Raw genomic sequence first — 21,634 nt, 5'->3', positions numbered from 1 at the left:
GCTTGAAGAAGGTGGACCAGATGTTCGTGTTGAACATGGCGGCATACAACCTCGTGCGCATGCGATCACTGGGACAAATCCGCTTATAAGTGGCGGAAAGCGTGGCAAGGAGGTCAGAAGTCGGCCTCAAGCCGCCGAAAGAACGTTGAATTCGCGTTGAGATTGCACAATGCGAAAGTTTGCGACTGGCGGGCGCGTACATCGAGGCGCACCGCTTCCGCCGGGGGTGTATTTCCGCAACCTGTTAGGGCCTCGGTCACGGCGAGCTTCCGCGCGACCTCACCGGCATCGAGCCTGGCCTTCAGCTCCTGGATCTCGGCGTCCTTAGCGGCGGCAGCCCTCTGCAATTCGCTGGCACCCTTAGTTTGGGCGAGTTCGACGGCGTTCCTCTTGTCCTGCTCGGCCAGCTCAAGCCGCTCGTGCAGCTGCTTTTCGAACTCGCTGTCGCGAACCTGCTTCATGATGTCCGCGTAACCAGCTTCGTCAATCTTGAATGCTTTCCGGCAGTGCGGGCAGATGATTTCATGCATGTCTACGCTCCTCCCGCCTTTATGAGAATCTGCTTGAGCATTTCTGGAACAGTTCCATTCGCCTCAAGCGTCGCAGTCCGATAAGCATACTGATTCTTTGCGAGTTGGATTCCGGCAGCGGCCTCAATCGCCGTACACGACGTGACCCACTCCGCCCAAGTGGAATCTAGGTAGGTCTCAAGGTGATCGCTCAGGGTCGCTACACGATCGCCGATCTGTTCCGATGGGAAATCAACCTCTGTCTCACCGAGGTACCTCAACAGTCGACGGTTTTCTGTCGAAAACTTCGTGCGCTCACCATCTATAGCGGTCTGATTTTTGCCCGCAGCCTTAGCTCGAACTTCGAAGCCACTGTCTCCGTCGAAGAGTACGTAGGTCGGAATCCCGAGGCAGGTAAGGATGGCATGAGCAAGCGGGATTCCGCCCTTGCCTCCAGCTGAAATAATCGACAGTCCTTGGGATTCGAGCCGCCCCACGGCGTCCCGATCGCCGATTCCGTAGAATACGGCCGCCTCTGTATCCCCCTCGACCAGCAGCACACGTGCGGCGAACAACGCGACGGAGAGGCGATTTGTGACGATGCCATCAAGTTGACGGCCAACTTGGTCGGCATCCACGGTTCCATTGAGCTTCGTCTTCACGTCGTCGATCGTCGCGAAATGGGTAGTGACCACAGGCGTCTCGCCAGACGACCTCGTCAGCCGCCTGACTTGGTTGAAATGTCGAGCCTCAAGGAAGTAGGGGCTATGAGTCGCATAGGTCACTTGGATGCGCTTGCTGGCGTTCTCGGCGAGCGACCTTAGTACCTTCGCAAAGGTCTGAGCCTGGATCGGGTGCTGAAAGAGCTCCGGCTCCTCAATTGCCAGGCAGATGACACCCTCTGCCGACGCCGCGCCTGACTGCGCCAAGAGCTGGAGCGCCGAGATCAGGAGCGTGCGCTGAAAGCCATGTCCCTGTCGCTCCACAGCAGTCTCAGTTACGCCATCGAGCACGGCCACTTCGAAAGTGGTCCGAGGGGCCTTGAGTTCTACTTCGGCAGGCGAAACCGTGACAGCCCGACCAGGCGTGTAAGACGTGAGGACCTCGTTGAGCTGCGTCGTCATGACTTCTAGCTGCGCCTTGAACTTTTCCTCGTAGACTTTCTGCTGCTTCGTGCGCGACTCTTCGACGATCGTCGCGATCTCCTCATCAGCAGCAGCACGATCAACTGAACGCTCAAGGATTCGACCGATGATGCTCGCTTTGCCGTCGGTCGATTCCTCGCTTGCGCGAAGGTCAGCGGTGACTAGGACGAAGTCGAAGAGACCGCTCATCTTGCCGCCGCTGTTGAAGCCGAAGAAATTGGTTTGCAGCGCTTCGGGGGCGTCGACAAGCTGGCCAGTGTGGGAGGACTCCCAGGCCGTCATCGCCTGGTCAACGGCTGTACCTGTATTGGCGGCCGGGAGGTTTAGATCCAAACGGCTACCGCGGAGATCGGCGTATAGTTCCTTCTTCGCTGCCGCGCCGCCTGCTGCTTTGATCGCGTTGAATTCTGGAAAGCCCTTCGCATTCGCCGAAAGCACCTCTGAGCCGTCAGGTAACCGGCGCTTCCATGCCGTGAATGTGGTAACGCCGTCCGGCGCGTACTTGCCGAGTGCTTCGCGGTCCTTGTCGGTGAGATCGGTGAAGGTGACTTGAACCTCGATGTTCTCAGTCGTGACCCCGAAGGAACAGTCCTTCTCCGTTAGCGAGCCGGGCTTACCGTTAAAGTACCAGTCGAGTGCACGAAGCACAGTTGACTTCCCGGTACCGTTCGGCCCGATGAATGTCGTGACGGAATCGAAGGGGATCGTCACGTCTTTCAACGTGCGGAAGTTGCTGATGCGAACGGATTGGATCTTCATTGGGGGGATTCCCGCTTTTTGTGCCTTTTGCCGAGGATGGAGTTGCCGACACCGACTCGCTACCTGAAAGAGCAGTCTATCGCCGGATCATTCGTTAACCTTGAGCACGCCGCGACTTGGCGACCTACGACAGTCCGGTTTGGTAGCGCAGTGGAAGCCGTTGACGCGTGTACGCGGAGATCTAGTCAACGATGGCTATACGCGAATCCCAGGAGCTATGCTTTCCGGAGGGGACGGGGCGGCGTCCGGGAAATGTTTGAGCGAGGATCGCAAGTCGTGACATCTGATTGAGGTCGAAACGTCGCCAGTCAGGGAGCCTACCGTTGCTACTTTGCCCCCCCGTCTGATAGCCGAGAGCTTGCCTGATTCCATTTGTAACGCCGTATATATGGGGTTCGGCAATTCGCAGAAGATTACGGTAATAAAATTCTATCAATTGTTTATTCTCGATAGCCTCTAAGATCAGCTTTTTCATATGGCCCCCGTTTTCTTACTCGGCAAGTCTGCACGACGTCGAGGCAGCCGTCGGCGTCACAAAGGCAATACTTGCCACCAAATCATTCGTATGTTCAATGTAGGCGGTATTCGTTGCCGAAGCCAGAACGAATTGGCCGATCGCAAGAGAAAAATTGCAGAACACGAAAATCCAGATTAAGCAGGTGAAGGCGCTACCCGCGATCAGCAACAAGCGCCCCGGAGCGCCCCGTTGGTGGCGCCTCCTGGACGTCTTCCCCTGGCCGACCCATGCCGCGGGCCCACTAGGATTCAAGTTCGCGTAATCGAGCCAGCGCATGGGCGGCGTGCAGAGGCCAGCGGTAGCCGGCACAAGCGCAATTCGAGCTTTCCCAGTCGGTACGCCGGTCATTTGAACGGAGCGCCTTCAGAGCCAGATCAAATTAACCGGCTATCTAGGCCGCAGGTGTTCAGGGGCTAAACGTGCTTTATTTTCCGTTTCCTGAAGCGCCCCCAACACCACGACATTGGCGCGCGGGAATACCTCCCTTTGCCGCGCAGCCTGCGCAACTGGAATGTAAGGATCGCGTGCGCCCCAGACGACCTGTGCCGGCAGGTCGAGCGGCCGCAACGCGTTCGCGATCCCAAGCATCGCGCCTTGTGGTTCCCGGCTGTTTCGATACAACTGAGCGTTGCCGAGCACGAGTTCGAAGGAATCCTCAAGAACATGCCACACCGGTTTCCAGTAAACGCCCGTGGCTTCAATGGCTACATGGGAACAGCCGTGTACCAGGCGAGCAAAGGATTCTGTCCTACTGGAATTTGACATAAAAACAATGACCGAATTACGTGTAGGAATCCATATTAAATGAATTGGACCTCAAATCTCCCTGAAATTGACTTGATAGCTGCTCCGAACGGGTAGGAGAGGGCAGCCATCCAGCAAAATCACGCCAGCCACCACGCAGGCTACGGTCGTTCTTTTCCGGCCAACGCGCGTTCGATCATCTCCGTCGCTTCCGCCGCTCGGTTTTTCTGCCTGGTGACGCTATGCGGCTCGCGGCGTCGTTTCTGTTCGCAACCACACCCAACCAGACTGTCGACCAGACCCGGTTATGCAACGACCAGATCGGCCTCGCGCAGCAGCGCCACAACGATGCGCCCGGGGGCATGAAGCCGGAACTTGAGGTCCTGCACGAAGACCGCCACCGATACTGCGGGATGGCCATCCTCAAAATATTCCAGCAGCCTTTGGACCCGGTTGGCCGGAATCTCCAACCTCGCCACCGCAGCCGGCGCAATGGAAGCGCGCCGGGCCAACGGCCGGCAGGTTGTTCGCCGCGACCACCTGACCGGCCCGGTTCCTGGCAAAAGCCATGTGCGAACCGGAAGCCATTAGACCTCCTTTGCGAACCACGAGGGGGACTCGCCGCGGGACCGATCGTGCCTGATTTTTAGCAAATCAAATCGAATCCGATACGACAATGCGACACAGTCATGTAGAACCACCGGAAGTTGCCGCTTGAGCGTTTGTCTGTGTGCGGACTTCATTCTCACCGCGCTGCTGAGTGCGTTCGCCCGGGGTGCGGAGACATGACACCGGAGTTACGCTGCTGTAGAGCAGCTGCCAGCGACAGGAGGGAGCCATGATCGATCTCGGCCCGGAAAGCACATTCAGGGGATTGCCTCTGACCGCTGAACAGGATGCGGAAGTGAAGCACTACATCAAGGTGCAAATGCAGCGTCACCTTCCATGGGACACGCCCGAGCTGGACGCCATGCTTCGGGACATGATCCAGCCTCCCGAGGTCGCCGATGCGGGAGACGAAATCGAGGCAGACGAAGCGAGGGCGGCCGCCGAGCGCGCGAGCACGTCCATCGACGACGCGATGGAACCCGATGAGGCGAGCGAAGAATGGCAGGCGGCCATCGAATCGGAAAACATGAAGCACCCCAGGGAATGAGCCGGCGGCAGCCACGCTACCAGCCTTCCATGTTCCCGCGATCGCAACCACGCCGTGGCGCCCGCGAAGATGACCTTTGAGCACGGCGAACGTCGAGCGCGACGGGGCTCGCCGCAGGCCCTTGGGCGACAGGACGGGTGGTCAGACCGAGAGCGAGGCGGTAGCGGCGCCGCGCCTGTAACAGCTCACCGGATACAGGCATGGTGCGCCTTCTTGCGCTTGTCCGGGATGTCGATCCCCACCGGTCCTCGGGGCCGGTGCTCACCCGCCGGAAGGAGTCCCCATAACGCCACCGGCGAGTTCAAGGATGCGCAGCCCCTGCCAGGTAGACCATTCGTGTGTCTGTCACCCCGACGCCGCCTCCAGTGCGAATGCCTCGCAGCACATACGGGACATTCGTGAAAATCGCCGCCGCGATCATCTTCTGGCGAGGCCTTCAGAACTCGTTGTGTCAAGCACTGCTACACGAGCGTGATATTTGGCAAACGGGTTGCGCACAGCACTGTGCCGCAAGGACGCGCCGACATGACTGTCCGGTCCCTGTCACCCGCCGCACATCATCGATGTCTGCGGCAACCCGACCGGACGTTCCGCACCGCGTGTCGTGGAATCGGTCTCCTGACTGTTGACCAGGCGAGGGAATAGCGGGACGGCAGTTCTGTGGCGGTGGCGCCACGACTCAAAGCTCCTCGCCGGGATCTGCGATATCGAGCCTGAACTGCCATCCTTCCATGCTCATCAGCATTCTCCCAAGGTCGCGTTCCACGAGACCTCCTTGCCGTCGACCACGACGAGTGGCAAGTGTCCGTCTTGCGCCTCGTCCCATTCGATAAGGCCACGCAAAGCCTTGTCAAGCAAGGCATTGCGGCGGATTTTCAGATTTCGGGGGATGGGCAGAAATAGCCATTGTGCGGTGAGGCGCAGAGCGTCATATCCTCTGGTCACGGATGAAGCGTCGGTTGTCGCCTTCGGTGGCGCCTTCGCACGCGTGGAATTTTCATCATATCTCAAATGATCTACGCGATTTTCCAAAAAATCCAAACATCTTGATTGTCGCCGGTACCTCACTTGCGGCTTACAGCCTATCGCGATGCTCAAAACGCTTGAGCCCGGCGAATGTATAGACCCCAATTTCAACTCGATGGCCATTCGTTATCAGCTGGGTCGGCCGATTCCACATTGAATAATCTGATAAACTAAAGACTTTACCGGATAATTCCGAAGAAAACTACGCACCCGGAGGCTCTATGGCTAGCAAGACGCTTCAGCGCCTCATGGAGGAGGCGCCGCGCGGGCAGCCGCTCGACACGGAAATGCTCAAGGATATGGGCGTCAGCCCGGCACTCGCGACCTATATGGTCAAGTCCGGATGGCTGCAGCGGCTGTCCAAGGGCGCCTACCTGCTCAAGGGCGATACCCCGAGCCGCGACGGCATCATCGCCTACCTCAGCCGAAGGGTTCCGGGTCTTCACGTCGGGGGCAAGACGGCACTCGACTGGCAAGGCGTGCGTCACAACATCACCTTCCGCGCGAAAGTCGTCCTCTGGGCGCAGAAGCCCTACGAGATGCCGTCGTGGGTTGAGCAGCACATGCGCTACTCCTTCCAGACGACCAACATCTTCGACAACGAGCTGCCTTACGACACAGGACTCAAGCCCCTGCCGGGCGGTAATCCGCACGTGCTCGTTTCCGTTCCGGAACGCGCGCTGCTCGAACTCGCCAGTGACATCGGCAAAGGGCAATCGCTGGAGGAAGCAATCAACCTGATGCCTTCGCTGAGAAATATCCGGCCTGCCGTACTCGAGCAGTTCATGACGCACTGCAAGCGCGTCAAGGTCGTCCGTCTGGTTCGGGACCTGGGCAAGAGCAGCGACTATTCCTGGGGCGAGGACCTGCAACGCTACGTCGAGCGGCTGGGCTCCGGGACGCGGTGGTCTAACGTGAACAAGGACGGCGAACGCCTTACCCTGTATCCAAAATGAACGACATCTATCTCGACACGGTCCGCCTGCTCCTGTCGATCGCGCCCGACGTCTTCGACACACCGAACTTTGCGATGAAGGGCGGTACCGCGCTCAACCTGTTCCTGCAGAACCTGCCCCGGCTGTCGGTGGATATCGACGTCGTCTATACCGATCATGTACCGGATCGGGACGCGGCGCTCAAACACATCGGGGAGGAGCTTGCGCGCGCGAAGGCCGCGATCGAAAGGCAGGGATTCCATGCGAAGTACAGCCAGACTGCGGCAAACGGCAAGCAAAAGGGCAGCGATGTGAAGCTGACCGTTTTTTCCGACGAGACATCGGTGAAGGTCGAGGTCAACTATGTCTTTCGCGGCACGCTGCTGGTGCCGCAGTCGAGGCAGCTTGTGCAGGCTGCACGCGAGAAGTTCAATGTCGACGTAGCGTTACCGACCCTGCACGAAGCAGAATTGTACGGAAGCAAGCTGGTCGCCGCGCTGGACCGGCAGCATCCGCGAGACATCTTTGATGTGATGCACATGTATGAGATGTTCGGTCTTCGAGGAGACTTCGTCGATGCCTTTGTCGGCTACGTGGCTGGTCACGACAGGCCTGTTCACGAGTTGCTCGGCGCAAGTGCCAAGTCGCTCGAGTCGGCGCATGATGCTGAGTTCGTCGGCATGACGCTCGAGGAGGTTTCTGTCGAAACGCTCCAGACGGTCCAGGCGCGACTCCATCACGAGCTTCCCCGGGCGATTACGCAGCAACATCGTGAGTTTCTCCTTTCGCTCGTGCGGCTGGCACCCGACTGGGGCCTCATGCCATACGCGCACCTGAAGGACATGCCGGCCATCCGATGGAAGCTGCAGAATCTCGAAAAGCTCAAGAACAGGAATGCTGAGAAATTCGATGCCCAGGAACGGTTGCTGAGGGAGTGCTTCGACGCCCTGGACACATGACGCCATCCAGGCGGGTCAAGGAAAGAAGGCACGCTGACGGATACTCGACGTACCAGGGCGGGTCTGTACCGCACCGGGCTTGTGCATCATAAGGACTACAGATAAAAATGCGATAATTGTTTTTATGTTAAATGCGGTTTCGCTGGTGCCCCCATGAAACACTGCAATCGAGATCCGCGCCCCTAGATTCCGCGACAGCATCGTGGCCAAACGACGTTCCGCCGCGTTTCCTCCTTTCTGCCGTGACAATGCGCCCAGACGATCTGCGCGCCGCGCGTCGATCCCGAATTGGCGATTTCAACACCATTACCGTTTGTCAAACCTCACTGCGTCGGGGTTGCCAGAGAAGTCCTTGCTTATCTGAGGCGCATTAACAAAGGATTGCTAATGAATAATGGCTTGATGTCGAAGTAGCGCTTGAACCTCCTGCTCAGCTGATCAGAAAATCCCGTAGCGTGGGCCATCTCTGTAAGCATCGAGCCTGCGGCAAACATCTCCGCGGCCTTGCGCATTTCCATTTTCTATGGCCCTGCTGCAACAAGACTTCAAGCACCCCCTTTGGCCTTGGGCCACGAGCGAGGCTGGAATCGGCTGATTTCGGCTGCGCTCGTCGAACGAACGCGGCTTTACTTGTCCGAAGAACGATTCTCTGAAGCTTCGGCCTGCGTCGTGCAGCTCGACCAACTCGCTGCGCGCAAGCGCACGCCCGAGATCGACGACCACAGGACGTCTGCGGCGGCGTATGTGGCGATGGCCACGTGCGATGCGCAGTCAGCCGTCGCGTCACTGGGTCGCGCATTGCACGACGTCACGGTCCACCGCAGTGATTATGTCGCCTTGCGTCTACGAACCTTGCTGGCGCTCGCCCAACTGGCTGCGCATCAGCGCGTCAAGTGCGATCGAGACGTTTCGCGATGTGCTGCGTGCCGCCGCACCTGCTGGGATCTACCGGTCAATACTCGACCAAGGGCTCGAGACGGGAGAGCTACTGCAGAGAGTACGTGAAGACATGCGGGGCGCCAGGCAATGCGGGGAGATGGCGACCTGCATCGATCGTCTGCTCGCTGGCTGGCGCGAGCTCTACTGTCCGGGGGGCAGGCATCGGCGCGAAGGAGAAATGCTGAGTGCACGCGAACGCACCATCGTCGAATTGATTGCGCAAGGGCAATCGAACAAAGAGATCGCTCGCACGCTAGGCATCACGCCGGGGACCGCAAAGACTCACGTAAAGAGCATCTTCACCAAACTGACTGTCGACAAGCGCGCCCATGCCGTTTTTCGAGGACAAGCGCTAGGTTTGGTACGACACGCGCAGGCTTCACCCCGCAACCCCGCATCGACGTAACCTCAAGTGCGAGATCGGTCGCGGGGGACCTGCACCCACAGGAGTGCGCCGATGCCAGGCGCACTAAAAAAACACCACCGCGATTGCGGTGGTGCTGCCGTTTACGTTGCCTTTTGCTCTCGCCCCGTCAACCGGGAAGCAATCGGCTCATGGAGAGCGAGCTTAGAACCGATGGCGCATGCCGACCGTGACAGCAACCTGGCTCTGCGTTGTCGATGCGGGCAGCAGCCCAGCGATACTGGCTGTGTTGTCAACAACGGTAGTACCGTTATTGTAGACATCGCCCGAAGCGTGCTGATAGGCTCCGGCCAGATAGACGTCCGATCGCTTGCTAAGCGAGTAGTCCGCGGCGAGGACCGCCGAGTGCCACTTCGGATCGCTCGAAGACGTTCCCGCGCCACTCGTCTTGCCATAGGTGTAGGTATAGTTTGCGACAAGCGCGAGCGCCGGCGTGAGGCTATACGTGCCATTGACTTCGATATTGTCGAAGCGCGCGTTCAGACCATTAACACCCCCCTCCGTCGCGCCCTGAATGCGGGTATGCGTCCAGAGCACGCCTGCGGTTCCCGGACCGAACGCGTAGTTCGCGCCAACGCCGAACGTACGCTTGACGTTGCCGCCCAACGGCACCGTCGCCGCAGCACTTCCATTGGTCGCAGCGTTAGTGTTGGTATTCGTCTGGTCATAGGCAGCAGCGACCGTCAGCGGTCCCGCCGCATAGCCGGCGCCAACGCTCCAGGCGCGGCCATTAGCGAACTGGCCCGGATCGTTACTGAAGCCGTACAAGCCCCCGAAGTGGAAACCGGAATAGTTCGCGCTTTCATACTTGACCGCATTGTTGATCGAGTATTGCGCGCCGATATTGTCGTTGTTCAGCGGGTGCGCTGCGAGATTGACCACCCCTGCCTGACCAGCCAGCGACAGCGGCGAGAGGTAATCAACTACGGAGTCGTATTGCTTGCCGAGCGTGAACGTACCGTATTGGGCGCTCTGGATGCCGACATAGGCCTGACGGTTAAACATCGTGCTGTTGTTGCTGAATGCGCCGCTCGAAAGATTGAAACCGGATTCCAGCTTGAAGATCGCCTTCAGGCCGCCGCCGAGGTCTTCAGCACCCTTCAAACCGAAGTACGTATTCGAGAGCAGGCTGCTCGACTGAAGCCACGCGCTGTGACCGCCAGCGTTGTTGACATACGCGATACCGGCATCCAGCGAGCCATAGAGGGTAACGCTGCTCTGGGCGTGTGCCGCAGCGCTGAATGCGCCAAGTGCAGCAGCAGCAAGCAAGGCCTTGTTGAGATTGACTTTCAATATGCACGCTCCTTTTCTGGGGGCATCCACTCATTTACAGAGCGCAAAAGACAAGCTAGAGAGCTCGAGCTCTGATTGCACGAAATATATCCCCACTCCCCTGCTCGCAAAGTTGTAATCGCACAACTCATTGGCTTAATACCGTTTTGTATTGAGCAAACGCAATTATCTGCCTGCGATCCGGCGGCAATTGGTCGCGAAACATGGATCCGTCATCGACGATTCGACTTTGAGCCAGACATTGTCGACCCTTCCTGCGCGTATCATCGACTGATAAACCGCGCTCACAGTGAATCAGAATGCCGCAGATCGACACGAGATTTCCGGTCAACCTCGAACAGCGCATGGCCGTTGCCTTCAGTAACGCGAAAGCGTCCCTGCTCCATTCACATGGACGCAACCACTTATCCGTTGAGGATTTGCGATGAGAAATATCTTGCGGCAAATTGCCGCGGCAACTGTGCTTTTTGCCCTTGGACACACCGCATTCGCGCAGGTGCCGGCAACGGTGGAGTTGGAGAATCTGACGTGGACAGAACTGCGCGACCAGATTCACGCAGGCAAAACCACGATCATCATCCCGATTGGCGGTACAGAGCAAAGTGGCCCCTTTGTCGCGCTCGGAAAGCACAACATCCGCGTTAAGGTGCTATCGGAGCGCATTGCGCAAGGCCTCGGCAATGCGATCGTCGCGCCGGTGATTGCCTATGTGCCCGAGGGGGCTCTGGTGCAAATAGGCGGTCTGTACGAGATTGTTGTTATATAGAGGATACCTCATCAAGCAGACAGGACGGCCTCCCAGACTGCGGGCGCAGTGGTATCTTTGAGGCCGAGCTTCGCGAGGCCGAATTGGCCCTTGCGAATGCGATGTACCAACTCAATACCAGAGAGAGTGATCGCTGCGTTCCTGAAACGTTTGAAGCCGAGCATGACTTTCGTCCGGGACTTGATGTTGCGGTGGTCCTGCTCGACCAGATTATTGAGATATTTCGAGGATCGGACCTTCGTGTCCTCAGGCAGCAAGCCATCGGCCTTCATCTCGCGCACGGCGCGGTGCGAGGCCGCATAGCCGTCAAGCGTGATGGTCTTCGGTGGCTGGCCCTGATGTCTGATCGCCTTCCTGAAAAAGGCTTTTGCCGCCTCCACGTCGCGCTTTGCACGGAGCATGAAGTCAACCGTCTGGCCCACCCGATCCACCGCCCGATAAAGATGACCCACTTGCCGCGCAGCTTGACATAAGTCTCGTCAACACGCCAGGACTGGCCGGTGGGCCTGCCGAAGCGATTCCACCGTTTGACGAACTCCGGCGCAAAGCGCCGCACCCAGCGCAGGATCGTCGTGTGGGCCAGCGCCAGACCCCGTTCCGCCATCATTTCGACCAGATCGCGCAAGCTAAGCTTGTAGCGCAGGTGCCAGCGAACACACAGAATGATCACATCGCGGTCAAAGTGACGGCCTGCAAACAGTTCGTCCAGGCTCTTCAGCTTGCTCATCGTCGGTTCTCAATAGTTCAGCCCGACACCTTAACCGATTCGCCCCCGCGCTATTTGCACCAGAGCCGCTGCGATGTCCTTCACTCGATCTGCACTTCCCCGCAATGCCTTGCCATCGATGGCAATGAATTGCCGACCGGGTGGCGGCGATACCTGCCGGTGTGCGTGCTCCCGAAACGCGCGCTCAAGCTCCTGCTCGTCCAGACCCAGCAGAAAATCCCGGATCGCCACCCAGCACGGCGCCTTGCGCCATCCTGTCCCGAACAGCCGGTTCAGGTTGGCCAGTTGCTCCTCGATAAACGCTTCAATTGTCCGAAGCGATTGCGATCCGGCCAGCATCGACATTACGATCGCACAAAGCAACGGTTCCAGCGCATAGCGCTTGCCCTGCGCCCGCCGAACGTCCCGCAATTCCGAAAATACGCCACCGAACATCATCTACGTTTTGCCCCTTGTTTCGAAGGGGCGACGTTAACACGGCGCAGCAGAAGTTAACAGCCCTGGTGATTGGCGGGTGCGACCAGGAACGGTGCGATGACGTTGCAGCGCCGATCACAGAAAGCCACGATCTTGCAGCCCTTGAGTCTTTTGTGACCGCTAAAACCGAGATTGTCGCCGCCTTTCTTTGCCGCAGTCGTTGTGCCGTCGCCGTGAATGATCGACAGATCGAGCAACTGGTCCTGCTGAAGCCGGCGCACTGACGCGAGAAATATCGCGTCGAAACATCCGCTCGCGTGCCAGCGACGAAAGATCCGGTAAATGCTGGTCGGATGAATTTCGCGTCGACCCTGCTGATTCCTGTCGATCGGCAGCATGTGCCACTGGCATCCAAGGTACAGCGCCTTCAGGATGTAGTTGAAGATCCTGTACAGTGGCAGTCGCGGCAGCGGGCCACGACGACCCCGTGGTAAATGAGGCAAGACAAATTCGTTGAATTGCGCTTCGCTCAATTCCACCGGAATCCCTTGTCGGGCTTGGCGTTGGGCCATTTTCCATCATCAAAGCGATGGATTCTAGCCGCTTCGACGACAACCGCTCGAATCCCTTTACCCAGCTCACTCTCCGCCTGTTTTTAACCTGAGAAAAACCTGCAACCAGTAGCTTTACAGGTGCCTTTGGACCCATCCAGACCTCGTCAGAATTTGCAGGCTACACGCAGCAATATGTCAAGTCCCCGCAATTCCAACAACACCATTTCCACTGGTAAGCCCTGTCACTCAAGGCTCTATGGATTGTTCAGGACGGGCGAATGACCGCCGCAGGGAACCGGTGACCGTGATAGAGCGATTTGGTCTTTGTCATCTGGTCGTTTTAGCTTGACCGCCCTTGCCAACGTGACAATGCCTCATCATAAACCACGGCATCATTTTTATTGATTCCAGTTTGCTTGCGTTTTGACAGGAGCTCGCGACATAATTAGAACGATCTCTCCGCATTGGAAGCGTAGGATGCAGGTATTTAGGTCAATTGCTCGCGACCGAGCTGGATCAACAGCTTAGTGCCGGATTTTATATGGAGTACTACCGTTACTAATAATCTGCGATCTATCCTGAGCCGCGGACATTCGCGTCGAATTCAATCATGGCAAAACTTGTGATCATTAACGCAATGCCCCGAAAATGCCGTCCAAATTTGGGCTTTCACGCTCCTTGCAACGTGACAGGCGTCGCCGCAGCTCTCAAAGAGGTCGCGGCCCAGTTAAGGCAATGCTGATCAAGTCCACCACTCATGGGTGTCATGCCAGGGCAATTGCATGAAAAATTGTTTACACACAGTGGGTTACGAATAGGGGTTGTAAACTGCCACGAAGGCGCGTTTACTCTTGGTTTTGCCAAGAGCCGAGAGTGGTGTGGACGACGAATACGAGCCGTTGAGTTTGCAAGACGCGTTTGGGGACCTGAAGGACCCGCGTGTACGCACTCTAGGGCATGATCTGACGGAGATGCTGGTGGTTGCACTGGCAGCGATCCTGTCGGGTGCCGACAGCTGGGTGGGGATCGCTTTGTGGGGGCAAGGGCAACTGGAGTGGCTGCACCGGTACTTGCCGCTGCAAAATGGGATTGCCTCGCATGACACGTTCGGGCGCGTATTCGCGGCGCTTGATGCGCGGCAGTTCGAGGCATGCTTTGTGCGATGGGTAAGCGGCATTTGTCCGGCAGTCGCGGGCCAGGTGGTGGCAATTGACGGCAAGACGGTACGGCGCTCGCACGGGATGGGGCGTAACGCGATCCATCTGGTATCGGCCTATTGCGGCGCGTTGGGGGCGACTTTGGGCCAGGTCAGGACTGCCGACAAAAGCAACGAAATCACCGCGATCCCGGCATTGCTGGATGCCTTGCTGCTCAAGGGTGCGATCGTGACGATCGACGCGATGGGCTGCCAGCGGGAGATCGCGTCCGCAAGTACGCGGGTAAGCTGCTCATCAAACCGGCCGACAAGAGTGTGAAGGCACTTCTGGAAAAGGTCAGGGAAATCGTGAGGCAGCACAAGAGCGCCACACAGCGGAATCTGATCGTACAGCTCAACCCGGTGATTCGGGGTTGGGCCATGTATCACCGTCATGTGGTCTCAAAATCTCATTTTACGTCGGTAGATGCTCACATCTGGCGCCTCTTGTGGAAATGGGCGATGCGTCGGCACCCCACGAAAGGCGCGGGCTGGGTGAAAAACAAATACTTCCACGTAGAGGGGAACCGTACCTGGGCGTTTACTGCCCGGTCCCCAGCCTTCGGAGTAACCCGGCTGTTTCGGGCTGCGACGGTTCCGATTGTTCGTCACGTGAAGGTACGTGGCCAGGCCAATCCGTTTGACTCCGCGTGGTCGTCCTACTTCGCCCGTCGTCGAGCCGCGACTGATGATTGATTGCCCGGTACCAACGCTGGTGCTGGTGAATGGCTTGAGCCGGATGCGGGGCGACTCGCACGTCCGGTTCTTAGTGGCGCGTCGCAAGAACCGCAACAAGTCGAAGATTCGCGCCCGCGTCGAGCATGTGTTCGCCGTGGTCAAACGGTTGTGGGATTTCACGAAGGTGCGCTATCGCGGCCTGGCGAAGAACGTCAATCGCGCCTTCGTTTCGCTCGCGCTGGCGAACCTTTACCTGTCGCGAGGCCGATTAACGCCACAGGTGCGCCCGTAATGGGCGAAACACGGGCGAAAAGCCCGTGCAGAACGCCTGCGGCACGATGAAAGGAAGTGGAATGACCGTCTTCATTGGATATTCGGAAAGTTTACGCATGCTCAATCGCAATCAGTCGCGTTTACAAGGCTTGATCAGCATTGCCTTAAGCGATGACGGCAACATCGTCCCCCAGCCGCCTTCTGTCCAAGCCGCAGCTAGGGTCATAGCGTTTACATCATCAGACAGTCAAGCCCTTCGACCGGCTGTAAGGCGCACTGTCTGACGAGGGGCCACATGTACGGGAAAAGGTCTGCCTGTCTCGATGCCCAATATCACTATATAAACGGGCCGCCAATGCTTGAAGCTGAAAGTATGGAACCGACACGGATCATGTCGAGGCAGTACAGATGCTTCTCCGGCAGTCTGGCGAGTGTGTCGCTGGACTCCAACCTTCGTTGAAATTTCGGAGCTTCCAATGCAGTCAATTCATTTCGGCAATCGCAAATTCCGACGAGCCTTTGAACTAACGGTCCGTTCGCTTTGCTTAGCGGCCTCGATGATCCCGCTGCTCGCCCATGCGGCGACCAACTGGGTCCCGACCCGCACCGAAGCCTTCCTCGTGCCAAATGCGCCGGCATCGGCCAAACCTGATGCGGAGCGCCGCTACTCGCTGAACAGCCTCAGCAATCCGCCGCTGACCGATACGAATTTTACGCCGCTCGAACTGAGTCAGCCGCTGCACATCGCCGTGGCCCTGAAGAACCGCAACTTGGACGAGCTCGACAGGTTCCTTCGCGACCTCAACCAGCCGGGCAGTGCAAGTTATCACAAGTACCTCACGCCGGCGCAGTTCAAGGCGCGCTTTTCGCCTTCCGACGCGCAGGTCGCGACCGTGGTCGCTCACCTGAAGGCGAACGGCTTCCGCAACGTCTCGGTATCGGAGAACAACATGCTGATCTTCGCCGACGGCAACGCAGGTAACGCGGAAAGTGCCTTCAGCACGAGCATGAAGCGCTTTAACTACCACGGCAAGCCGGTCTACGCAAACGATTTGCCAGCCCAGGTCCCGCCATCGCTCGGCTCGACCGTCGATTCGGTACTCGGCCTGCAGAATGCGGCCGTGCCGCACCCGCTACACCGCTTCGCGCCGGAAGCGGTCATCGAACCGAACCCCATTCCGGAGAATACGACAGACGCGTCGCAGCAGGTCGGCCACCAGCCGACCGATTTCGCGAAGATCTATGACGCGAGCAGCCTGCCCGCCGGGACCAACACGACGGTGGGCATCATCGCCTGGGGCGACATGACCAAGACCATCGCCGACCTGAACGTTTTCACGCGGAACGCAGACCTGCCGACGGTGAACACGGCGGTCGTACCGGGTGGATTGGGCACCCTGGCCGACGACGGCAATACGGAGTGGCGTCTCGACAGCCAGTGCATCATCGGCACATCCGGCGGCGTCAGGCAGCTGATCTTCTATTCGGCCGCGAACGGCGACCCCCACGACAGCGGTCTGAGCGATGCAACGCTGACCGCCGCTTACAACAAGGCGGTGACCGACAATAAGGCGACCATCATCAATGTGTCGCTAGGGATCGACGAAGATTCGGCCAATAAGGATGGCTCGCTCGCCGCTGACGACGCCCTGTTCAAGCAGGCTTACGCGCAAGGGCAGATCTTCTCCGTCAGCTCAGGCGATGCGGGCGCCTATATTGAATCGGGGGCTGACCGAGGAGGACAGGGGTACATCGGCACGTTAGAGGGCAACTCGGTCACCCCGACGATTGATCTGTCTAAATACAGCGTGGGGCATCCCGCGAGCTCGCCGTATGTCGTCGCAGTGGGCGGTACGACCCTCTCGACGACCGGCGCCACGATGTGGGCGGGCGAAACCGCGTGGAATGAGGGCGTCAAACCCATGTTCGACAGAAACGGCGAGCAGGTCGGCAACGCAGTACGGATCTGGGCGACGGGCGGGGGCGTGAGCAAGTACGAAGCCGCGCCCAGCTGGCAGACCGCGGCGGCGCTCGGCAGCCCGGTGACGAAGCGTGCGCTGCCCGACGTGGCGTTCGATGCTGGGCAATACACGGGCGCGTACATCATCGTGAACGGGCAGCGGGAACTCAGCGGCGGCACGAGCCTCTCGTCACCGATCTTCGTGGGCGGCTGGGCGCGGCTCGAATCGGCCAACAACAACAGCCTCGGCCTGCCAACGCCAAAGTTCTATCAGAATCTCCCGGGCAATCCGGCGCTGCACCACGACGTGACATCGGGCAACAACGGCTACGGTGGCCACGGCTACACTGCGAAGGCTGGCTGGGACAACGTTACGGGCTTTGGCAGCCTGAACTTCGCAAAGGTCAACGCGGCATTGCCAAGTTGGCCCGCGCAGTAAGGTTCTGAGGCGAGGTTCAAAGGCGCGTTACACATGGGGAGGCACCTGGAGCGGGCGTGGTTCAAAAGCCCGCTTTTTTGCGTTACACGGACGAGCTGAACCGTCCTGCATAAAAATGCAGAATTGGTAAGGAATGCGATGCAAACAGGAGGCCTGCAACGACCTCCCGGCATCAGATCTCCCGGGGTTGAAGCGGGCCGAGTCCGAGCAGCGTCAGCCAGTGCGAATGTGCTTCCCCGGTCATCGCTTCGCGCGGACTTTTGCCGACCCGCCCGCTGCAACGGCTGCGTGTGAAGCGGCGATGATTGACGAAGAATTTCAGCAGCTCCAGCCAGGCGCGACCGCCGTCCAGATGGTGCCGCAGCGTCAGGCAGTTGCGCAGGCGCGAGTTCAGGCTCTCCACCAGGGAACTGCTACGCGGAGTGTCGTGCAGCGCCTGCGAAACCGCAGTCCAGACTTCGTGGAACCGGCGGCCGATGGCCGCATGCAGCCGGTTCCATGCCTGCCAGAATGCGACGGAGGTTTCCGGCTTGCGGTGCAACAGGCACGTTGCCCGTACGAGATGCCCGGCGACGGCAGTATCGCTTGCGATGGCGTCGAGCTTCTGGTCCAGCACGCCGGCGAAGGCGAGCAGATCGTTGCGCTGGTTTTGCAGGGCCACGCGCATCGTGCCGATGCGTGAGGGATCTTCAGGTTCACGCTGACGAAGTTGCTCGACGATAAAGTCGAACAGCTCCTGGCGGGTCGGCAGATCGGGCCCGGCCAGCGACAGGACATCGCGCTCCAGCCACAGGGTAAGTGTGCGAAGGTCGTCCGCGCGCTGATGTGCCCGCGCCTCGAGCGGGCGAAGTTCGTCAAGCCGGTCAATCAGGAGGCTGTCCTGGCAGCGCCGGCGGGGATTGGCCAGTCGCGCTTCGAGGGCTTTGCGTTCAGTGCGTACGCCGCTGGCCAGACGTGTCCAGATGTTGGCCAGGGTTTCGAACTGCTGGCAGATATGGAAAACATCGCCGTGACAGGGGGTATCGGGCCATGCGAGCTTCTGGCCTGCGCGCAGACCCGTGCCGGCGTCGGCAATCGTAAAGTCGGGATGCAGTCCCTGCCTCTGCAGGTCCAGCAGATGGATGGCCCAGGTATCGCCATCACGGTGGTCTTCGTCAGCCAGCAGATAGCAGTAGGTGGAAGCCGCATCGATGCCGGTAAGAACCGGCCGGGTCCCCTGAAAGATCTCGTCGTGCAGTCCCACCCGGATGGCCGACAGGTCGATGCTGTTGTTGATGGCCATCGCCCGCTGCGCGGCACGCTGGTGAACATTGTGCACGGTGCCCAGGCTGATGGACACGCCCAGCAGGTCGCTCATGAATTCGATGACGCCGCGCATCGAGGCGTGACCGATCATCGTCAGTGCGAGGATGACCTGCTCCAGCCATCGTCGGGTCACCCGCAGCGAGAACAGGACCTTGTCGGCGTCTTCGTCCATTTGCGTTGGCGAAAAGGCTTCATCCAGCGCGGCGCTCGCCTTGCGCATCTGGCGATAGACGAGTGGACGGCTGACACCGTGGCGGGCGGCCACGGCGCTGACGGGTTCAGCGCCCGCCAGGGCGCGAACGGCCATCATCTTGCGGTCGCAGCCAGCCGGTTTTACGGAAACAGGGCAGACGGATGAAGTCATGGGGACGCCGAAATTAAAGTGGGCCACATTATCCCGCACTTTCATTTCTGCCCTGCCTGTGTAACGCCGGGATGAACCACGCCCAATGCCGCGAAACTCAGCATTCCTTACCCATTGGCGTCCGCATTTCCACTGTCTTCGCGCGACGGGCCCGGCCAACCGCCCGCTTCTGGCGCGCACCACCCCGTGCGCCTGGCATCACAAATCACCGCGACGATCATTCAATGCCCATAAACGCCAGCGCTTGCGGAGCGGTTTAGCACAAACATTTTTTTGATTACCGATCGCGGACTGGTCCCGATCGGCCTGTTCACGCGTAAGTGGCCGCGATCGCCAACCAAAAAAATCTCTGCTTTATGGCCTCGAGGCCATAACCACGAGAAGGGACGCGTCGAAAGAGCTATCAGATATGTACGCGAGAGTTTCTTTGCCGCGCGCAAGTTCGCCGATCTCGACGATCTGAACATCCAGGCCGCGCAATGGTGCGCGGGCATGGCGGCCGATCGTCCCTGCCGGGAAGAGCCCACGATCACGGTGCGCGAAGCGTTCGCCCGCGAGCAGTCCAGCCTGCTTGCGTTGCCGGAGAATCCGTATCCCTGCGAGCTGCAACAGGCCGTGAAGGTCGGCAAACAGCCTTATGTGCGCTTCGACCTGAATGACTACACGATCCCGCATACCCATGTGCGGCGCGTGCTTACGGTCCGGGCCGATCCCCGGCAGGTGCGCATTCTCGACGGTGCCGATCTGCTTGCGACTCATGTACGCAGCTACGATCGCGGCGCGCAGATCGAGATTGCCGCGCACATCGACGCCCTCGTTGCACGCAAGCGCGAAGCACGTCACCATCGCGGCCTCGATCATCTCGCCCGCGCAGCGCCGGCCAGTCACACACTCATGCTGCGCGCGGCTGAACGCGGCGCCAATCTGGGCAATATCACTGCCCACCTGCTGCGGCTGCTCGACCGTTATGGTGCAGCCGAACTGCAGGCAGCGATCGAGGAAACGCTCGCGAGCGATGCCGCGCCTCACCAGAATCCGGTGCGTCTGGCGCTGGAGCGTCGGCGCGAGTCGCGCCAGGTACCGCCGCCGGTGACTGTGAACCTGCCCGAGCACGTGCGTAGCAAGGACACGCTGGTGACCCCTCACCGGCTCGACATCTACGACCAGATAACGGGAGGTACAGATGAGCTCGCCTGAGAGTTTGCAGGAGCGCGCGAACGCCTTACGCCTGTACGGGCTGCTGGCGCATTGGCCGGAACTCACTGACGCCGACTGGGTTGCGCCGCTGCTGCAGTGGGAAGAAGACGAACGCGCCCGCCGTTCACTCGAGAGGCGCATCCGGGACGCCCATCTGGGCAGCTTCAAACCGCTGTGCGACTTCGACTGGGCGTGGCCCACGCGTTGCGACCGGGGCGCCGTCGAAGAACTGATGTCGCTCGAGTTCGTCAGGGACACCGCCAACGTCGTACTGATCGGCCCGAACGGCGTGGGCAAGTCGACCCTCGCGCTGAACCTCGCATACCAGGCGCTCGTTAGCGGGCACACCGCGCTGTTCACAACCGCTGGCCAGATGCTCGGTGAGCTCGCCGCGCTTGACAGTGACTCGGCGTTACGTCGGCGGCTGCACCGGTACGCTGCGCCTGACGTGCTTGTAATTGACGAGGTCGGATATCTGTCCTACTCGAACCGCCACGCCGACCTGCTGTTCGAACTCATTAGCCGCAGATACGGCGCAGCGAGCACCGTGGTCACGATTATACAAACCGGCCGTTCGCAGAATGGTCGGAGGTGTTTCCGAACGCCGCCTGCGTCGTCTCGCTGGTTGACCGGCTGGTGCATCGCGCCGAAGTCGTCGCGATCGAAGGCGAGTCCTACCGGGTGAAGGAGGCACGTGAACGGGCCGAGCAGCGCGCAAAGAAACGCAGCGCGGCACGCATGGAGAAGAAGAAAACATGAAGCGCCTTCATCTGCCTTCGGGCATCACTCACGGGCTCGACTTCCTGATCCCGGACAACTGGTCCGCCGATCAGGCGCTCGCCGTCGTCGAACTCATCGACGATCTACGCGAGCGTATTGCCGCGCACTACCAGATTCCGCTCAATGACCTGCTGCACGAACAGCGCGCGCCTCCCGACAATCCTCACCCTCGCGACATCGACGATCCATTCTGATGGCCATCACCCAATAACAGCGGCCCATAACCGCCTCTGTTGTTGACGCTTCTACTCAACTTTGCGCCACCATCTAATGACGCTTTTACACCGCCGCTAACACGCAGCTTGGGTAGGCTTTGTTCGGATGGGGGGTATTGCAAAGAGGGCGCGACTTGCGTAGAAGTGCGTGATGATGAATAAAGCGTGTTCAGATAATGCCATACAAGGTCAGACAGAAACAAGGCGAACCGCGCAAATGGGAGACGGCCGGGTACCGGGTCACGAACGCTCACGCGTATAACCAGAGCCTGAAAAAGCGCGGGATGATCAGCCTGTATGTTCCGCACGGCGACCTGAAGGCGCAGTTCATCAACACGATCACGCGTACCCGTGGCGT

The 21,634-nt window shown here is 59.3% G+C and carries 19 protein-coding genes and 4 pseudogenes; 13 read left to right on the top strand and 10 right to left on the bottom strand.

Annotated features, from left to right (window positions below; all coding sequences use genetic code 11):
• Positions 1-242: 242 nt before the first annotated feature.
• The 4 genes and pseudogenes from M3I54_RS39255 to M3I54_RS39240 form a co-directional block, all read right to left on the bottom strand.
• A pseudogene (locus M3I54_RS39255) lies at positions 243-530 on the bottom strand (DUF2130 domain-containing protein); the annotation flags it as partial.
• 2 nt (positions 531-532) lie between these two features.
• Entirely contained in the window at positions 533-2,413 is a 1,881-nt protein-coding gene (locus M3I54_RS39250) for an ATP-dependent endonuclease (protein WP_254345426.1), read from the bottom strand.
• A gap of 904 nt (positions 2,414-3,317) precedes the next feature.
• Positions 3,318-3,602: an alpha/beta fold hydrolase gene (locus tag M3I54_RS39245; RefSeq protein ID WP_254345433.1), complete on the bottom strand. Its 285-nt coding sequence runs from the start codon at positions 3,600-3,602 to the stop codon at positions 3,318-3,320.
• 377 nt (positions 3,603-3,979) lie between these two features.
• On the bottom strand, positions 3,980-4,144 hold the full coding sequence (locus M3I54_RS39240; RefSeq protein WP_254345424.1) for a hypothetical protein: 165 nt from the start codon (positions 4,142-4,144) through the stop codon (positions 3,980-3,982).
• Positions 4,145-4,512: 368 nt separating this feature from the next.
• On the opposite strand from M3I54_RS39240, the gene M3I54_RS39235 reads away from it, so the two are divergent.
• The gene (locus tag M3I54_RS39235; RefSeq protein ID WP_254345422.1) at positions 4,513-4,830 is read left to right on the top strand and encodes a hypothetical protein; all 318 of its coding nucleotides are present in this window, start codon (positions 4,513-4,515) and stop codon (positions 4,828-4,830) included.
• Between the two features lie 738 nt (positions 4,831-5,568).
• Here M3I54_RS39235 and M3I54_RS39230 read toward each other — a convergent pair.
• Complete coding sequence (locus M3I54_RS39230; protein WP_254345420.1) at positions 5,569-5,979, bottom strand: hypothetical protein; 411 nt, start codon at positions 5,977-5,979, stop codon at positions 5,569-5,571.
• A 98-nt stretch (positions 5,980-6,077) separates the two neighbouring features.
• On the opposite strand from M3I54_RS39230, the gene M3I54_RS39225 reads away from it, so the two are divergent.
• The 3 genes from M3I54_RS39225 (at position 6,078) to M3I54_RS39215 (ending at position 9,095) form a co-directional block, all read left to right on the top strand.
• Positions 6,078-6,812, top strand: a complete 735-nt coding sequence (locus M3I54_RS39225; protein ID WP_254345418.1) for a type IV toxin-antitoxin system AbiEi family antitoxin domain-containing protein — start codon at positions 6,078-6,080, stop codon at positions 6,810-6,812.
• Positions 6,809-7,750 carry a nucleotidyl transferase AbiEii/AbiGii toxin family protein gene (locus M3I54_RS39220; RefSeq protein ID WP_254345416.1) on the top strand — a complete coding sequence of 314 codons (942 nt, stop codon included), beginning with the start codon at positions 6,809-6,811 and terminating at the stop codon, positions 7,748-7,750. The genes M3I54_RS39225 and M3I54_RS39220 overlap by 4 nt, the downstream gene beginning before the upstream one ends.
• A gap of 1,036 nt (positions 7,751-8,786) precedes the next feature.
• A complete protein-coding gene (locus M3I54_RS39215) occupies positions 8,787-9,095 on the top strand; it encodes a response regulator transcription factor (RefSeq protein ID WP_254345414.1) in 309 nt (102 codons plus the stop codon).
• A gap of 162 nt (positions 9,096-9,257) precedes the next feature.
• Here the strand turns inward: M3I54_RS39215 and M3I54_RS39210 are convergent, their stop codons facing one another.
• Positions 9,258-10,406: a porin gene (locus M3I54_RS39210; RefSeq protein WP_254345412.1), complete on the bottom strand. Its 1,149-nt coding sequence runs from the start codon at positions 10,404-10,406 to the stop codon at positions 9,258-9,260.
• A 424-nt stretch (positions 10,407-10,830) separates the two neighbouring features.
• Between M3I54_RS39210 and M3I54_RS39205 the strand changes: the two are divergent.
• A pseudogene (locus tag M3I54_RS39205) lies at positions 10,831-11,127 on the top strand (creatininase family protein); the annotation flags it as partial.
• A gap of 56 nt (positions 11,128-11,183) precedes the next feature.
• On the opposite strand, the gene M3I54_RS39200 reads toward M3I54_RS39205, so the two are convergent.
• From M3I54_RS39200 to M3I54_RS39190, 3 genes are all read right to left on the bottom strand, one after another.
• Positions 11,184-11,890, bottom strand: a protein-coding gene (locus tag M3I54_RS39200; RefSeq protein WP_375542290.1) for an IS6 family transposase whose coding sequence is annotated in 2 segments (ribosomal slippage) — positions 11,184-11,620 and positions 11,620-11,890 — 708 coding nt in all. Because the reading frame shifts where the segments join, the coding sequence is not laid out codon by codon here.
• Positions 11,891-11,929: 39 nt separating this feature from the next.
• Entirely contained in the window at positions 11,930-12,337 is a 408-nt protein-coding gene (locus M3I54_RS39195) for a transposase family protein (protein WP_254345410.1), read from the bottom strand.
• A gap of 53 nt (positions 12,338-12,390) precedes the next feature.
• On the bottom strand, positions 12,391-12,888 hold the full coding sequence (locus tag M3I54_RS39190) for a transposase (RefSeq protein WP_254345408.1): 498 nt from the start codon (positions 12,886-12,888) through the stop codon (positions 12,391-12,393).
• Positions 12,889-13,748: 860 nt separating this feature from the next.
• On the opposite strand from M3I54_RS39190, the gene M3I54_RS39185 reads away from it, so the two are divergent.
• The 4 genes and pseudogenes from M3I54_RS39185 to M3I54_RS39170 all read left to right on the top strand — a co-directional run bounded on the left by M3I54_RS39185 (position 13,749) and on the right by M3I54_RS39170 (position 17,415).
• Entirely contained in the window at positions 13,749-14,345 is a 597-nt protein-coding gene (locus tag M3I54_RS39185; RefSeq protein WP_254345406.1) for an ISAs1 family transposase, read from the top strand.
• On the top strand, positions 14,342-14,761 hold the full coding sequence (locus tag M3I54_RS39180) for a group II intron maturase-specific domain-containing protein (protein WP_309249678.1): 420 nt from the start codon (positions 14,342-14,344) through the stop codon (positions 14,759-14,761). Before M3I54_RS39185 ends, M3I54_RS39180 begins: the two co-directional genes overlap by 4 nt.
• Before the next feature lie 79 nt (positions 14,762-14,840).
• A pseudogene (locus tag M3I54_RS39175) lies at positions 14,841-15,035 on the top strand (transposase); the annotation flags it as partial.
• A 457-nt stretch (positions 15,036-15,492) separates the two neighbouring features.
• Positions 15,493-17,415 carry a protease pro-enzyme activation domain-containing protein gene (locus tag M3I54_RS39170; RefSeq protein WP_254345428.1) on the top strand — a complete coding sequence of 641 codons (1,923 nt, stop codon included), beginning with the start codon at positions 15,493-15,495 and terminating at the stop codon, positions 17,413-17,415.
• A gap of 172 nt (positions 17,416-17,587) precedes the next feature.
• Here the strand turns inward: M3I54_RS39170 and M3I54_RS39165 are convergent, their stop codons facing one another.
• Positions 17,588-19,084: a hypothetical protein gene (locus M3I54_RS39165; RefSeq protein WP_254345404.1), complete on the bottom strand. Its 1,497-nt coding sequence runs from the start codon at positions 19,082-19,084 to the stop codon at positions 17,588-17,590.
• A 273-nt stretch (positions 19,085-19,357) separates the two neighbouring features.
• Between M3I54_RS39165 and M3I54_RS39160 the strand changes: the two genes are divergently transcribed.
• The 4 genes and pseudogenes from M3I54_RS39160 to M3I54_RS39145 form a co-directional block, all read left to right on the top strand.
• Complete coding sequence (locus tag M3I54_RS39160) at positions 19,358-20,281, top strand: hypothetical protein (protein WP_375541876.1); 924 nt, start codon at positions 19,358-19,360, stop codon at positions 20,279-20,281.
• Positions 20,268-21,040, top strand: a pseudogene (istB, locus tag M3I54_RS39155) (IS21-like element helper ATPase IstB). The gene M3I54_RS39160 and the pseudogene istB overlap by 14 nt, the downstream one beginning before the upstream one ends.
• A complete protein-coding gene (locus M3I54_RS39150; RefSeq protein WP_116138983.1) occupies positions 21,037-21,255 on the top strand; it encodes a hypothetical protein in 219 nt (72 codons plus the stop codon). Before istB ends, M3I54_RS39150 begins: the two are co-directional and overlap by 4 nt.
• Before the next feature lie 197 nt (positions 21,256-21,452).
• Positions 21,453-21,634, top strand: a 182-nt coding sequence (locus M3I54_RS39145; protein ID WP_254345402.1) for a hypothetical protein, incomplete at its 3' end; no start/stop codon positions are given.

Source organism: Paraburkholderia sp. CNPSo 3274, assembly GCF_024206475.1.
Taxonomy (GTDB): Bacteria; Pseudomonadota; Gammaproteobacteria; order Burkholderiales; family Burkholderiaceae; genus Paraburkholderia.
The sequence above is the reverse complement of the archived record's forward strand: the minus strand, read 5'-3'. Positions and strand labels throughout refer to the sequence as shown.